The sequence below is a fragment of the Mucilaginibacter defluvii genome, assembly GCF_039543225.1.
GTDB lineage: Bacteria > Bacteroidota > Bacteroidia > Sphingobacteriales > Sphingobacteriaceae > Mucilaginibacter > Mucilaginibacter defluvii.
Genome location: NZ_BAABJI010000002.1, coordinates 1,987,763 through 2,003,780, shown reverse-complemented (window position 1 = coordinate 2,003,780; position 16,018 = coordinate 1,987,763). Strand labels below are relative to the sequence as shown.

Sequence of the window (16,018 nt, the reverse complement as noted above, 5' to 3'; positions counted from 1 at the left end):
TTTGGCCCATTGACCTTCAATTTGAGATGATGAAAAAACCCAACCGTAAACAGGATGCCCTGGATTACCATGCCAAGGGCCGTCCCGGTAAAATTCAGGTAGTTCCAACCAAGCCAACCAATTCTCAACGCGATTTAACAATGGCTTACTCGCCCGGAGTAGCTGAGCCATGCTTGCGTATAGCCGATAATACCGAAGATGTTTATAAATATACCGCCAAGGGTAACCTGGTAGCGGTGATAAGTAACGGTACCGCCGTTTTGGGTTTGGGTAACATTGGGCCTGAAGCCAGCAAGCCGGTTATGGAAGGTAAAGGCCTGCTGTTTAAAATTTATGCCGATATTGATGTGTTTGACCTGGAGCTGAACGCCAAATCGGTTGATGACTTTGTTAATATAGTAAAAGCGCTTGAGCCAACCTTTGGCGGTGTTAACCTGGAAGATATATCGGCGCCCACCTGTTTTGAGATAGAGCGCAGGCTGAAAGCCGAGATGAATATCCCCGTTATGCACGATGATCAGCACGGCACGGCCATCATATCCGGCGCGGCATTGATGAACGCTTGCGAGATACAAGGTAAAAAACTCGATAAAATAAAGATGGTAGTAAACGGCGCAGGTGCCGCTGCCATATCATGTTCTAAAATGTACCTTTCATTAGGCGTTAAAAAAGAGAACCTGGTGATGTTTGACATCAATGGTTTGCTCACGCCTGAGCGTACTGACCTGGATGATATCCGCCTTGAGTTTGCTACCAACCGTACCGATATTAAAACTTTGGCCGAAGCCATGAAAGGTGCCGACGTTTTCGTAGGCCTATCGGCAGGTAACGTGGTGACGCCGGATATGCTGAAGGCGATGGCTAAAAACCCTATCGTGTTCGCCATGGCCAACCCTGAGCCGGAGATCAATTATGATCTGGCTGTTGCCGCCCGCAAGGATATTATTATGGCTACCGGCCGTAGTGATTTTCCTAATCAGGTAAATAATGTATTGGGTTTCCCTTATATCTTCCGCGGCGCGCTTGATGTGCGCGCAACCGCCATTAACGAGGAAATGAAGATTGCCGCGGTACACGCTATTGCCGAAATGGCTAAAAAGCCGGTGCCCGAAGAGGTTAATCTGGCTTATAACTTAACTAACCTTAAATTCGGTAAGGATTATATCATCCCTAAACCGATGGATCAGCGTTTGATCACTGAGGTATCTGCCGCGGTGGCGAAGGCCGCTATTGAGTCGGGTGTAGCCCGTGCGGTAATAACCGACTGGGACGCCTATGCTGAAGAATTACGTAACCGCTTAGGCGGTAACGACAAGGTGCTGCGTAACCTTACCAGCAAGGCCAAGCAAAACCCTAAACGCGTGGTATTTGCCGAAGCGGATACTTATAAAATATTGCGTGCCGCGCAAATTGTTAAGGACGATGGTGTTGCACAGCCTATTTTATTGGGTAATGCTGACAAGATAAAACAGATCATTCGTGATAATGACCTTGATTTGGACGATGTACAGATCATCGATCCGCGCGAAGGTAAGTGCGAGAGATTTGAAGAATATGCCCAGTATCTCTACAAAAAACGCCAGCGCCGTGGCATAACCTTGCTGGAAGCGCGCAAAGCCATAACCGACCGTAATTATTACGGTGCCTGCATGGTACAGTTTGGTGAAGCGGATGCGCTGATCTCAGGCCTGACAAAAAACTATGCGACCACTATAAAGCCTGCACTGCAAATTATCGGTATTGAGGATGGTGTTAACCGCGTAGCGGGCATGTACCTGATGGTTACCCCTAAAGGCCCGGTTTTCTTTGGTGATACCACCGTAAACGTCGATCCAACGGTTGAGGAGCTGGTTGATATTACCGTGCTGATTGAGCGTACGGTACGCCAGTTTAGTGTCGAGCCAAGGGTAGCCCTGCTTTCATATTCCAACTTTGGTTCAAATGATGGCGAAGTGCCTGAAAAGAGTCGCAAGGCAGTGAAGATGCTGCATCAAAAATATCCGGATATGATAGTGGATGGCGATGTACAGGCGAACTTTGCCCTGAATGCCGACTTGTTAGCGGATAACTTTCCGTTCTCTACCCTGAACGGTAAGCCGGCCAATACGCTGATATTCCCTAACCTGGAGTCGGGTAACATTGCTTATAAATTACTGCAGGAGCTTGGTGGCGCAGAGGCTGTTGGGCCTATATTGCTGGGCATGAAAAAACCGGTACACGTGCTGCAACTGGGCAGCTCGGTTCGTGAGATTGTAAATATGATTACCATAGCGGTTATTGACGCGCAGGAGAAAGAAAAAACGGCCGCCCAAACCTTATCAAAACGCAAATAAATGTACGCTTACATAAGTGGAAAGCTCACTTTTAAAAATCCGGCTTACGTAGTGGTTGAAGCAGGTGGTGTGGGTTATCACATCAACATTTCGCTGCATACTTTTTCGCAATTGGAGCACGAAAGCATTAAACTTTTTACGTGGCTGCACGTAAAAGAGGATGCCCATACATTGTATGGTTTTGCTGAAGAAGGAGAAAGGCGTTTGTTTCTGCATTTAATTTCTATATCGGGCATCGGGCCTAACACGGCACGCATGATGCTGTCATCCATCACCCCGGATGAAATACAGGCAGCAATTGTTAACGGTGATGTATCGCTTATTCAACGCATTAAAGGCATAGGCCCAAAATCGGCGCAGCGTATTGTGCTCGAGTTGCAGGATAAGCTGCGTAAAGAAGGCCCGGATACTTTAACCCGTGTAGTAGTGAATAAAACCGTTAAGGACGAAGCCCTTACAGCGTTGGTGACGCTTGGTTTTGCGCGTAATGCTGCCGAAAAGGTGATCGATCAGGAACTGAAACGTACAAGTGACGAACTTACAGTGGAGCAGCTTATAAAGTTTGCTTTAAAAAGTTTATAATTGACCGGCGCAGGCTTACTAATTAAAAGCCTGCCCGGTTTTTTTTCTTTTCTCCCTTAATAAGTTAAAGCTGAAGATTTTTTATGGGCATTGCTATTTAGTGAGTGTAAAAAGTGCATAAATTACCGATTATTTAAGCGTTACTTTTGAAAGGGACTTTTACCGGAAAATTTTTTCTATGCGTTGCTTTGTGCTGCCTTTTTGGCGGGCTTGGTAATGTATTTGCCCAGCAGAAACCGGTAAAAAAAGATAGCGCTAAAGTACGTGTACCTATCAAGGCACCGCAATCCCGTTCAAAAAGATCGCGTGAGGGCTATTTCCTGCCCGATCCGCCTAACCTGGACCGCAGTGTGGAGTATGATCCGGTAAGTAATCAGTATGTACTTATTGAGCGGGTTGGTAATTTGCTGCTGCGCCCGCCGCGTTATATCAGCTTTGCTGAATACCTGCGTCTTACGCAAAAGGAATCTATCCGTCAAAACTTCCGTTCGTCTGCTGATCAGTATGCTTACGATTCGCAGCAGGAAGGCTTTGTGCCACGTATAAAAGTACGCGGCCGAACGTTTGAAAAAATATTTGGCAGTAACGAGATCAGTATTAAACCGCAAGGTTCGGCGGAGATGATCATGGCCGGGCAGATCAACAAAAATCAAAATCCATTATTCAATTCGCGCCAACGCAGCCAGTTTAATTTTAATTTCGATCAGCGCATACAACTCAACGTAACCGGTAATATTGGCGACAGGCTCAAAATTACCACCAATTATAATACCGATGCCCAGTTTCAGTTTGATAACCAGTTTAAGCTGGATTATACCGGGCGTGAAGATGATATTATCCAAAAAATAGAGGCCGGTAACGTTAGCATGCCGCTCAATACCTCGTTGATCACGGGCAGCCAGGCCTTGTTCGGCGTAAAAACCAAGCTGCGTTTTGGGCGGTTAGATGTTACGAGCATTTTTTCGCAGCAGCGCTCGCAATCGCGTACCATCACCATCACCAACGGGCAGCAGCAGGGCGAGTTCAGGGTAACGGCTGCGGATTATGAGGCTAATAAGCACTATTTTTTGGCGCAATATTTCCGTAGTAATTATAATAACGCGTTGCGCAATCTGCCGCTCATCAGCTCAAACATCAACATTACCAAAATTGAGGTTTGGACAACCAACCGTACCAACAACACCACCGACTCACGTGACATTTTGGCTTTCCTTGATTTGGGTGAGAACCGGCCATACAACACTACCGTTGTGCGGGGCGGCACATCGGATTTACCTGCAGCTTTTACCGGGCCCGGTTTTCCGCAGCAATCAAACAACCTGTTGAGCCAGTTGCCTGCATCGGCAAGGCAAACCAATTCCAACGCGGTAAACAGCTTGTTTGCCGGTACCGGCAATACCGATAACTACGCTAAGCTCACCTACGCCCGTAAACTAACCGACAGGGAATTTACGCTGCATTCGCAGTTAGGCTATATATCGCTCAACTACCCTTTAAATAACGATGAGGTGCTGGCCGTAGCCTATCAGTATACTTACAACGGGCAAACCTACCAGGTGGGCGAATTTTCCAGCGATGTATCTGTTGACCCGAATACACCGCGGGTATTATATGTAAAGCTGTTAAAGAACGAGTTGCTAAAGCCCCGGTTGCCATCATGGGATTTGATGATGAAGAACATTTACTCGCTGGGCGCTTTCCAGATCAGTCCAACGGATTTCAGGCTGCGAATTGCCCGATTAGATGATAAAAGCAGCGTTGAGGAGTATATGGCCGATGAGGGGCAAAACCTGAACCAAAAATTGTGGCTGAGCATTACCGGCCTGGACAACCTGAACATACAGAACGACCGCGAGCCGGATGGCTATTTTGATTTTATCGAAGGTGTTACCATTGATTCGCAGCAGGGGCGGGTAATGTTTCCGCAGGTAGAGCCTTTTGGTAGCGACCTGAACGCTAAAATACTTCCCGGCGAAACAGATATTTCCCGGCGTTACGTTTATCAACCTTTGTATGATTCAACCAAAGCCATCGCGCAACAGTATTTTCCGCAGCTTAATCGCTACGTTATAAAAGGTACCTACAGTTCGCAGGGCGGATCAGAGTATTTGCTGAATGCCACCAATATTCCGCAAGGGTCGGTAGTGGTAACGGCCGGTACGCTGGTACTTACCGAGGGTACTGATTATACGGTTGATTACAGTGCAGGCCGTTTACGGATGATTAACCAGGCCTTACTGTCGTCGGGGCAGCCTATCAACATTAAGCTGGAAAATAATGAACTTTTCGGCGTACAGCAAAAAACACTGTTTGGTACCCGTTTGGATTATTTTGCCAGTGAGAAACTGGTTTTGGGCGCTACCATGATGCACCTTACCGAGCAGCCCATATCGCAAAACGAGGCGGTGGGGTCAGAGTCCATATCCAATACCATCTGGGGTTTTGATGGTAATTACTCGTCTAAGTCGCGCCTGTTAACACGGTGGGTAGATAAAATACCGTTCATCAATACCAAAGAGGAATCATCATTTAATGTGAGCGGAGAGTTTGCCCAATTAATGCCCGGTACACCGGGAGCGCTAACCTATGCGGGTTCTAAAAATGGCACTTCGTATTTGGATGATTTTGAGAACAGCAAGTCGGTAATTGATGTAAAAAGCTACATCAACTGGCAGATATCCGGCACGCCCCAGCTATTTGAAGAGTCGGCACTTACGGATGATCTGCGCTACGGCTATAACCGGGCAAGGCTGGCATTTTATAATATTGATCCGATATTTTATAACAGCGCGGGCACGCTCAATGTTACCCGTGCCGAGCTATCCAACCACTATGTAAGGCAGGTTTTAGAAACGGAAGTTTTTCCATATCGGCAATCAGTAACCGGGCAGCCGTTGTTGCTGCCAACCTTTAACCTGGCATTTTACCCTAACCTGCGCGGGCAGTATAATTATACCACAACCGGTATTAATAACGATGGTACGCTGCAAAACCCGCGCTCGCGCTGGGGTGGTATATTCCGCAAATTGGAAACTAACGATTTTGAATCGCTCAATGTAGGCTATATCGAATTTTGGATGCTCGATCCGTTTATCTATAAGCCCAACTCCCCCGGCGGCGATTTGTACTTTAACCTCGGCAGTGTCTCCGAAGATATATTAAAGGATGGCCGCAAAAGTTTAGAGAACGGTTTGCCTGTAGATAATGATTTTAGTAAAGTTGATGAAACCGCTTGGGGGCGTGTAACCCGCCTGCAACCGGTAATTAACGCCTTTGATACCGACCCTGCCGCCCGTACCCGCCAGGATGTAGGTTTGGATGGATTAAACGATGGCGACGAGCGTAATAAGTTTGCCACCGTAGTACAGCAGGTAAACGGTCAATTAAGTACCCCGGCCGCTACCCAATACGCTGCCGACCCGTCATCAGATAACTTTCAGTACTACCAGGGGCCGGAGTTTAACCAGGCATCGGTACCGATTATGGATCGTTACCTGAAGTTTAACGGTACAGAGGGTAACTCTAAAACCACCGAGCAATCGCAAAGCGAGCTGGGAGTTACCACCTCAGCATCAACCCCGCTGCCTGACGGGGAGGATATTAACCGGGATAACAACATGAGCCAAACGGATGAGTACTTCCAGTACCGGGTATCATTACGCCCGGCGGATATGCTGGTGGGCCAGAATTTTATAACCGATAAGGTAACCTCGCAGGTAAAGTTGGTTGATGGTAATACGCAGTCGGTAACCTGGTACCAATTCCGTATACCGATCAATGAGTATGAGCAGGCCGTAGGTAACATCCAGGATTTTAAGGCCATCCGCTTTATGCGTATGTTCCTTACCAATTTTGCCGATACCGCGGTAATGCGTTTTGCTACCCTGCAATTGGTGCGCGGCGAGTGGCGGGCCTTTAACCGCGAAAATAATCCGCTGAACATTATAGCCGACCCCGGCATCGCCAACCCAACCCCGGATAACTGGATTATTGATGTACAGGCCGTAAACCTGGAAGAAAATGGTAACCGTACGCCCATACCTTATGTTGTGCCGCCGGGTATCAACCGCCAGCGTAATTATAATAACTTAAAAACCAATACGCTGCTGAACGAGCAGTCGTTATCCTTACATGTTGACCGATTGCGGGATGGTTATTCAAAAGCGGCGTTTAAAACTTTTTATAATGATCTGCGGTCATACAAAAAACTGCAGGCCTTTGTACACGCCGAGGGCGATCAGTTAAGGGATAATGACATCAGTGCTTTCATCCGTTTAGGCGTTGATTACCAGGATAATTATTATGAGTACGAAGTGCCGCTTAAAATTACCCAGCCCGGCACCCGCGACCCTGGTACCATATGGCCCGAGCAAAACCAGATAGACCTGGAGCTGGCCCTGCTTACCCGTGCCAAGCTGGCGCGTAATAATGCCGGGGTGCCACTTAATACTATTTATACTTATGTGGAGAACGGCAAAAAGGTGTTGATCAAAGGCCAGCCGGATTTGAGCCGCCTGCGTACCATTATGCTGGGTGTGCGCAATCCGTTAAAGACTAATGACAATGACGACGGGCTTGATAAAAGCGCTACTTTATGGTATGACGAGTTGCGTTTAACCGATTTTGACCAGCGCGGGGGATGGGCGGCAGCTGTACGCTTTAACGCCAAACTGGCCGACTTTGCCGATGTAACCGTATCGGGCAGTAAAAGTACAGTAGGTTTTGGCGCATTGGATTCGCGGGTGAGCGAACGCAGCCGCAGCGATAACCAGTTGCTTGATGTAGCCGCTAATGCCGAGCTCGGCAAGTTCTTCCCGGGTAAAAGCGGTATACGCATACCGGCCTACATCAATGTATCTACCCAAAAAGGCACACCGCAATTTGACCCGGCTATGGGTGACGTAGAGCTAAAGGACAGGTTGGCCGCTGCCAGGAGCGAACAGCAACGGGACTCGATACGCAAGGTGTCCGAAAATTATACCGTTCGTAAAAGCTTTAACTTTACTAACGTACATAAGGCACGTACTAACCCATCGGCGCCGGTACATATTTGGGATGTAGAGAATTTTAGCGTGAGCTATGCTTATACCGAGTATCAGCATCATGATTATGTTACCGAGCTCGACCTGCAGAAAACCTACCGGTTTGGCCTGGCTTATAATTACAGTAATCAGCCTAAATATTACGCGCCGTTTGAGAAACGTATCAAGAGCAACCTGTTGGCCCTGTTTCGCGATATTAACTTTAGTTTACTGCCGTCAAGGTTGAACTTCAGCATCAATTTCGATAGGTTTTATTCAGAGAATACGCTACGCCTGAACAACGATCCGCTGAACGCTATCGCTATACCGGCAAGTACCATCCCGACCACGTTTAACAAAAATTTCAACATTACCCGGGTTTACGGTATCGGCTGGAACATCTCCAAATCATTACAGATGGATATTGATGCTACCAACCTCTCGGTCGTGGATGAACCTGCTGGGCGTATAAACGGATTAAAGCGTGACACCCTTTGGGAAAACCTGAAGAGCCTGGGCCGTACCACCAACTACAGCCACACATTAAACTTTAATTATACCACGCCAATAAGCAAGATACCGGGCCTGAACTGGACATCGGCCATATTACGTTACAGTACACACTTTAACTGGCAATCGCAACCGGAGTTTTCCCTGCGCGATCCGCAGTTGGAGGTGGGTAATAGCATACAAAACGCCCGTACCATACAGCTTAATCCAACGCTGAACTTTGTAAGCCTGTATAATAAGTTTCCGTTCATCCGCAAGGCTAATAACCCGAATAACAAGGGTAACTTTTGGATTGGGTTGCTTACAAGCCTGAAAAACCTGAGCGGTACGCTAACCCGTACGGAGGGCACCTTTTTGCCCGGATACTTACCTATTACCGATGTGTTCGGGCAGGATTTGGGGTATGGCGCGCCGGGGCTGGCCTTTGTGCTGGGCAGTCAGGCGGATATACGCGCCAAGGCCGTCGCCAACGGATGGCTCTCTACCGACTCGCTGCAAAACCAGCTTTACGTGAAAACATTTAATGAGGATATCAGGCTAAAGGGCACCATTGAGCCGATAAAGGATCTGCGTATCGAGCTGATCGCCTTCCGTACCAAAGACAGAAACTTCCAGACCAACTATAAGTTCCAGCAATCATCCAACCAGTTTGAGGAATTGAGTCCGGTTACTACGGGCAGCTATAGCGTATCGTTTCTGTCGCTGGCTACGGCTTTTAAGGGTACCAGTGGTATTGATAATGTATCGGGCGTGTTCCAGCAGTTCCTGCAAAACAGGTCGGTGGTGTCGCAGCGTTTGGGCAGGGCAAATCCAAACTCAGCGGGTGTTACAGGTGGTTATGCTGATGGTTACGGGCCAAACTCGCAGGATGTATTGGTTACCTCGTTCCTGGCGGCTTATACCGGTAGAAACGCGTCAAGCTATAATCTTAACCCGTTCCCATCAACGCCGATACCTAACTGGCAGATCAATTACAGCGGATTAAGCCGTGTGCCGCTGCTTTCGGATGTGTTCGATTCGTTTGATCTGCGGCATGGTTACCGTTCGTCATACAACGTAAATGGCTATACCACGCTGCTGCAATACCAGGAGCAGAACGGCGCGGTATCGTCAAGGGATGTGGATGCCGACTTTTTACCTTATTACCAGTTTTCGCAGGTAACTATATTTGAGCAATTTGTGCCGCTGGTAGGTATGGATGTGCGCTTTAAAAACAGCATGACCGCCAATTTTGAATACCGCAAAAGCCGCACGCTAAGCCTAAGCTTACTCAACAGTCAGCTGGCGCAGCTCAACGAAAATATTGTGGTGCTGGGCTTTGGCTACCGTACCACCAAATTCAAATTTCCGTTCGGGCTTTTCGGTAACTCGCGCAATAATAACGATGTGAACTTTAAGCTGGATGTGGCGCTTCGTGATAATAAAACGCTGATCTATCGTGCTGATGTGCAGTCGGCCGAGGTATCATCAGGGGCGCAAAACATTACCCTGCGTCCGGCAATTGATTATGTGATTAACCAGCGCTTTAACCTTAATATTTTTTACGACTCGAACATTACCCGCCCCTACACTTCGCAAAGCTTTAATACCTCGTTCACCAACTTTGGCATCAATTTAAAACTGCTGTTGCAATAGCAAGTTATAATTAAGATTTTATCGAACACCGCCGCCATAGTTTTGTTATCACTAAAAGCTATAATATGGAGGCTACCGCTAAATTTATTCCAGAGCAAACCGAGGGCGAGCATAATGATGTTGTGGAGTACGTCGGCCAAAGCTCGTATGCCGAGGCACACAAGCATTTTATGCTGGTGAAAAACCGGCTTAAAGATGTAGGCAACTGGCATGAGTTTGTAGGGCAGGCGGGATCAACGTTCGCTATTACCGATGCACAGGGTAGTGTAACCTATAAGGCAGCTGAGAAAGGAGATGTTTTTTACATTGATATGCCGGGCCCCGGTCCGGCGGGGGGCGATGGTTATGATTGGGTGCGCATTGAGGAAGTACACGAGCATGAAGATGAAACGGGCGATAGCGAATATTATGTAATGACCGTACGCCCGGTAGCGAACCCCCATACGCAGGGCGAAGTAGCGCATTTTTTCGGCCATGGTTCAACCAATACCTTTATTGTGGAGCGCAGCGGCAACAAGCTCAGCGCTGAAGTGCATGGCCGTAACGAAAAGCCCAATACTGATGGTAGCCTTTTAGACAAAGCCCGCAATTTTGTGGTAGGGCTAACCGCCCGGCATGCCTTGTCAGCCCCGCACTGGAAAATTTTTGCTGAAAATATATTGAAGGCTTAAAACAAAAAAGGCTTGCCAATCGGCAAGCCTCGAATATATATCAGTGTATTTTACTGTTATAGTTTACGTTTTACTTCAACGTTCTCGTAAGCTTCAACAATGTCGCCTACTTCAATATTGTTAAAGTTCTGGATGTTCAAACCGCACTCGTAACCCGCGTTCACTTCTTTCACGTCATCTTTATAACGTTTTAGGGATGCCAGTTCGCCGGTGTAAATTACCACACCCTCGCGGATGATGCGTATCTTGCTGTTACGGGTGATCTTGCCGTCCAGTACCATACAACCTGCAATGGTACCCACTTTGCTGATCTTGAAGGTTTCGCGTATCTCTACGTTGGCCACAATCTTCTCTTCAAAGGTTGGCGCGAGCATACCTTCCATCGCCGCCTTGATCTCATTGATCGCGTCGTAAATGATAGAGTACAGCCTGATGTCGATCTGCTCCTGCTCGGCCAGTTTACGGGCACCGCCTGATGGGCGTACCTGGAAACCGATGATGATCGCATCAGATGCTGAAGCCAGCAATACGTCAGACTCTGAGATCTGACCAACGGCTTTAGAGATGATGTTCACCTGTATCTGCTCGGTAGACAGTTTCAGCAATGAGTCAGACAATGCCTCGATTGAACCATCCACGTCACCTTTAACAATGATATTAAGCTCCTTGAAGTTACCCACTGCCAAACGACGGCCGATCTCATCAAGTGTGATGTGCTTCTGCGTACGTAAACCTTGTTCACGTTGTAATTGCAAACGTTTGTTGGCAATTTCACGTGCTTCCGGCTCGCTGTCCATCGCGTTGAACTTATCACCAGCGGTAGGGGCGCCCTGCATACCCAATACCTGTACCGGTGTTGACGGGCCTGCTGATTCCACACGCATACCGCGCTCGTTGGTTAACGCCTTAACACGGCCGCTGTAACAGCCGGCCAGTATAGGGTCGCCCACTTTTAAACGACCAGCCTGTACAAGCACTGTAGTAACAATACCACGGCCTTTATCAAGGGCAGCCTCGATAACGGTACCTACGGCACGCTTGTTAGGGTTAGCTTTCAGCTCAAGCAACTCGGCTTCAAGCAATATTTTTTCAAGCAGCTTGTCAACATTCAGGCCTGATTTGGCTGAAATTTCCTGCGACTGGTATTTACCGCCCCATTCTTCAACCAGTATGTTCATCCCAGCCAGTTGCTCACGTACCTTATCGGCATTGGCGCCCGGTTTATCAATTTTATTGAAAGCGAAGATGATTGGAGCACCTGCAGCCTGCGCGTGGTTTATAGCCTCGCGGGTTTGCGGCATCACGCTATCGTCAGCAGCTATCACAATAATAACGATATCTGTTACCTGGGCACCACGTGCACGCATCGCCGTAAAAGCTTCGTGACCCGGCGTATCCAGGAAGGTAATCTTACCTTTATTTTCGGGCAATGTAACCTCGTAGGCTCCAATGTGCTGGGTTATGCCACCCGCCTCACCGCCAATTACGTTGGTGTTGCGTATAAAGTCGAGCAATGATGTTTTACCGTGGTCAACGTGCCCCATGATCGTAACAATCGGTGCACGCGGGATCAGGTCTGCCGGATCGTCGATTTCTTCCAGGTTGGCTTCCTCGTCTTCCGGTTTAACAAACTCAACCTGGTAGCCAAACTCATCAGCCACAATGGTAAGCGTTTCCGCATCCAGCCTTTGGTTGATGGATACAAACATGCCCAGGCTCATACAGGTAGAGATGATCTGCGTAACCTGTACGTCCATCATGGAGGCCAGCTCGTTAGCCGTTACAAACTCGGTTACTTTAAGTACCCTTGATTGTGCTTCCTGCTCCATTGCCAGTTCCTCGGCATTGGCAGCAACGTCATCACGTTTTTGACGGCGGAATTTAGCCCGCTGCGCAAATTTACCTGACTTACCTGCACCGCTAAGGCGGGCAAGTGTTGCCTTAATTTGATCTTGTATATCCTTTTCAGACGGTTCTTCTTTCGGAGCACCCGGCTGCGCGTTGCGATTACGATTGTCGGGCCTGTTACCCCCTGGATGATTACCACCACGGTTCCTGAAATCCGGACGACCGCCTTGCTGGCCTTGTCCTTGTCCCGGACCTTGCTGGCCACCGGGTTGGTTAGGGCCTCCGCCTTCTTTACGTTTTCTTTTACGTTTATGGTCGGCTGCGCCAGGGTTTGATGATGAAGCCACCGGATTACGTTTCGGCTCGTTAACCGGCAGTTGTATCTTACCTACAATGTTTGGCCCTGTCAGGCGTTGTGCCTTGGCGCGAATAACGTCGTCGCCCTCTGCTGCCGGCTGTTCCGGTGCAGGTTGCGCTTCCGGTTTTGGCTGCTGTGGCTGCGCCGGTTTGTTTTCGGCTACTACAGGCGCCTGTTTAGGCTGTTCCGGAGCGGCTGGTTTTTCTTCCTTCACAGGAGCTGCGGCAGGTGCTTCCGGTTTAACCTCAGGTTTTACTTCGGCCTTAACTTCTGGTGCCGGTGCCGGTTTAGGCTGCTCTACCGGTTTTGGCGCTGCAGGCTGTGGCTTGTTCAGGCTGTCAAGGTCAATTTTACCTACAACCTTTACACCCGGCAGGTTATCGCTGCGCTCTTCTGTTTTTTCAGGAGCAGCAGGTTCAGCAGTTTTTGTCTTTTCTGGTTGTGCAGTAAAGTTGCCCGCGTTTTTAATCAATATCTCTTCGTTGTCGAACTCCTTAGAGCGACGCGGTTCGGCAGGCTTTTCAGGCGACGCCGGCGTCTCCTCTTTCCTGATCTTGCCGATACTGATCTGCTTGGCTTCTTCCTTAATGATCTTGTCAGCAGCAAATTCCTTTAACAAGGTGGTATACATGTCGCTATCCAGCTTTGCCATAGGTTGTTTTTCAACTTTAAACCCTTTGCTAGCAAGAAAATCGACAATGGTACCCATACCAATGTTCAGTTCCTTTACGGCTTTAATTAATTTTATGCTTTTGTCTTCTGACATTTATTATTCTTTCTCTGCTTATAATATTTGCAAAAATACGATTTTATATCGGCTTAATTGATTTTATTCAAATTCCGCTTGCAATATTGACAGTACTTCTTTTATGGTTTCCTCTTCAAGGTCAGTGCGTTTAACCAGTTCGCCAACGCTAAGGGCTAAAACTGATTTGGCGGTATCTAAACCAACGCGTTTAAACTCGTCGAGTATCCAGCTGTCAATCTCGTCTGAGAATTCTTCAATATCAACGTCCTCTTCCAATTCATCAGCTTCGCGGTAAACATCAATCTCGTAACCGGTAAGCTTACCGGCCAGTTTAATGTTGTGGCCGCCGCGGCCAATGGCTAATGAAACCTGATCAGGCTTCAGGTACACAGCAGCGGTTTTCTTCTCATCGTCAAGCTTAATCGAAGTTATCTTGGCCGGTGAAAGGGCACGCTGTATATATAACTGAATGTTGTTGGTAAAGTTGATCACGTCGATGTTCTCGTTCTTCAACTCGCGAACGATACCATGTATACGTGAACCTTTCATACCTACGCAGGCGCCTACAGGATCAATACGGTCGTCATATGATTCTACGGCAACCTTGGCGCGCTCGCCCGGTTCGCGAACAATCTTTTTGATGGTGATCAAACCGTCGAATATCTCCGGTACTTCTTGCTCAAACAAGCGTTGTAAAAACTCGGGGGCAGTACGCGAGATGATGATCTTCGGGTTGCTGTTCATCATATCAACCTTTAAAACCACCGCTTTTACGTTGTCGCCTTTTTTAAAGTAGTCGGCAGGTATCTGCTCTGTTTTAGGTAATAAAAGCTCGTTGCCTTCATCGTCTAAAATCAGGGTTTCTTTTTTCCAAACCTGGTAAACTTCGCCGGTTACAATTTCGCCTACGCGGTCTTTATATTTTTTGAATATCTCGTCTTTTTCAAGCTCCAGTATTTTTGATACCAGTGTTTGGCGTGCGGCTAAAATAGCGCGGCGCCCAAAGCTTTCCAGCGTGATCTGTTCTACATGCTCATCACCAACTTCGTAATCCTCGTCAATCAGCTTTGCTTCGGCAAGCTCAATCTCCAGGTCATCATCTTCACTAAAACCATCCTCAACTATCTGGCGTGTGCGCCATATTTCCAGGTCACCATTATCGGTGTTAACAATTACGTCGCAATTTTCGTCGGTGCCATACTTCTTTTTGATCATGCTTCTGAAAACGTCTTCAAGCACGCTCATCATGGTAGGGCGGTCAATGTTCTTAAAATCTTTGAACTCCTGAAAAGAGTCAATTAAATTAATATTGCTCATTTATTTATTTGAATGATATTAAAACCTTAGCTTCATTTATTTCATTTACCGGGATAACGGCTTCAACCAGTTCGGCCTTTTTCCCTTTTTCTTTTACTTTTTCCTCTATGGTCACCGTGTTTTCATCAGCGGCCAGTAGTTTGCCTTCGCGCTTGTTACCTGCGGTTGTTTTGACAGATAACTGCCTGCCTATGTTTTTGGCATATTGCCTTGGCAAGGTAAGCGGCATATCAATTCCCGGTGATGATACTTCAAGGTTATATGCCGTTTCAATGGTGTTTTCTTCTTCCAGGTGGAAGCCAACATGGCGGCTTATCTTTACACAATCATCAATGCCGATGCCATTATCACCATCAACCAGTATCATCAGTTTCCTGTTCGAGTGAAACTTGATGCTTACAATGAACAGGTCAGGGCGGTCGGCTATCTTCTCTTCAACAAGTTCTGTAACCCTTTGCTCAATATTCATGTACTTGTATTCCGTTTTTATCGGTAAAATAAAAGAGGGGGCTACCCAGCCCCCTCCGTATTTCAAATGCAAATATAAGTATTTTTATTTGTATTTCAAGTACTTTCTTATAGTTTAAAAGGTATATCATTGTACGGATGGCTGCCCGGCTTGTTACGCTTACTTACAATATCCCAAAGGCTTCCGCCTTCGGCATAATAATAGTAACGAACAACATACTTTTGCCCTTTTACAAAGGCTGTATCAGGCATAAAAAGTACATCACCGTTTACAATTTTATACTTTCCGGGTTGTTGGGGCTGGTCGTCTATCAAGTCCTCATCGGCAGGCAGCTTATATACCGGTAATAAACTTTGCCATACCGTGCCGGATGTATCAGCCGCTATATGTTTTAATGCTTCGGCGGGTACGCCATGTATACTGATCTCGTTTTTGCCGCTTACCGTTACCTCGATTTGATCTTTAGTAACAGCAGTACATCCGCAAAGCAATACCAACAGTATTAACCTTAAATTCTTCATACCAA

General features: G+C 47.4%; 8 protein-coding genes. 4 read left to right on the top strand and 4 right to left on the bottom strand.

What is annotated here, in order from left to right; genetic code table 11:
* Nucleotides 1-29: 29 nt before the first annotated feature.
* From ABD960_RS15125 to ABD960_RS15110, 4 genes are all read left to right on the top strand, one after another.
* On the top strand, nt 30-2,333 hold the full coding sequence (locus tag ABD960_RS15125; RefSeq protein ID WP_345332849.1) for an NADP-dependent malic enzyme: 2,304 nt from the start codon (nt 30-32) through the stop codon (nt 2,331-2,333).
* Nucleotides 2,334-2,915, top strand: coding sequence for a Holliday junction branch migration protein RuvA (ruvA, locus tag ABD960_RS15120; RefSeq protein WP_345331986.1), 582 nt, complete (start codon nt 2,334-2,336; stop codon nt 2,913-2,915).
* Nucleotides 2,916-3,061: 146 nt separating this feature from the next.
* On the top strand, nt 3,062-10,081 hold the full coding sequence (gene sov, locus ABD960_RS15115; RefSeq protein WP_345331984.1) for a T9SS outer membrane translocon Sov/SprA: 7,020 nt from the start codon (nt 3,062-3,064) through the stop codon (nt 10,079-10,081).
* A 65-nt stretch (nt 10,082-10,146) separates the two neighbouring features.
* Nucleotides 10,147-10,752, top strand: coding sequence for a hypothetical protein (locus tag ABD960_RS15110; RefSeq protein WP_345331983.1), 606 nt, complete (start codon nt 10,147-10,149; stop codon nt 10,750-10,752).
* A gap of 56 nt (nt 10,753-10,808) precedes the next feature.
* Here ABD960_RS15110 and infB read toward each other — a convergent pair whose 3' ends face one another.
* The 4 genes from infB to ABD960_RS15090 form a co-directional block, all read right to left on the bottom strand.
* Nucleotides 10,809-13,724 (bottom strand): translation initiation factor IF-2, encoded by a 2,916-nt coding sequence (gene infB, locus ABD960_RS15105; protein ID WP_345331982.1) that lies wholly within the window; start codon nt 13,722-13,724, stop codon nt 10,809-10,811.
* A 63-nt stretch (nt 13,725-13,787) separates the two neighbouring features.
* A complete protein-coding gene (nusA, locus tag ABD960_RS15100; protein ID WP_345331981.1) occupies nt 13,788-15,023 on the bottom strand; it encodes a transcription termination factor NusA in 1,236 nt (411 codons plus the stop codon).
* A gap of 4 nt (nt 15,024-15,027) precedes the next feature.
* Nucleotides 15,028-15,492, bottom strand: coding sequence for a ribosome assembly cofactor RimP (gene rimP / locus ABD960_RS15095; protein ID WP_345331980.1), 465 nt, complete (start codon nt 15,490-15,492; stop codon nt 15,028-15,030).
* A gap of 107 nt (nt 15,493-15,599) precedes the next feature.
* The gene (locus ABD960_RS15090) at nt 15,600-16,013 is read right to left on the bottom strand and encodes a hypothetical protein (RefSeq protein ID WP_345331979.1); all 414 of its coding nucleotides are present in this window, start codon (nt 16,011-16,013) and stop codon (nt 15,600-15,602) included.
* Nucleotides 16,014-16,018 lie beyond the last annotated feature (5 nt).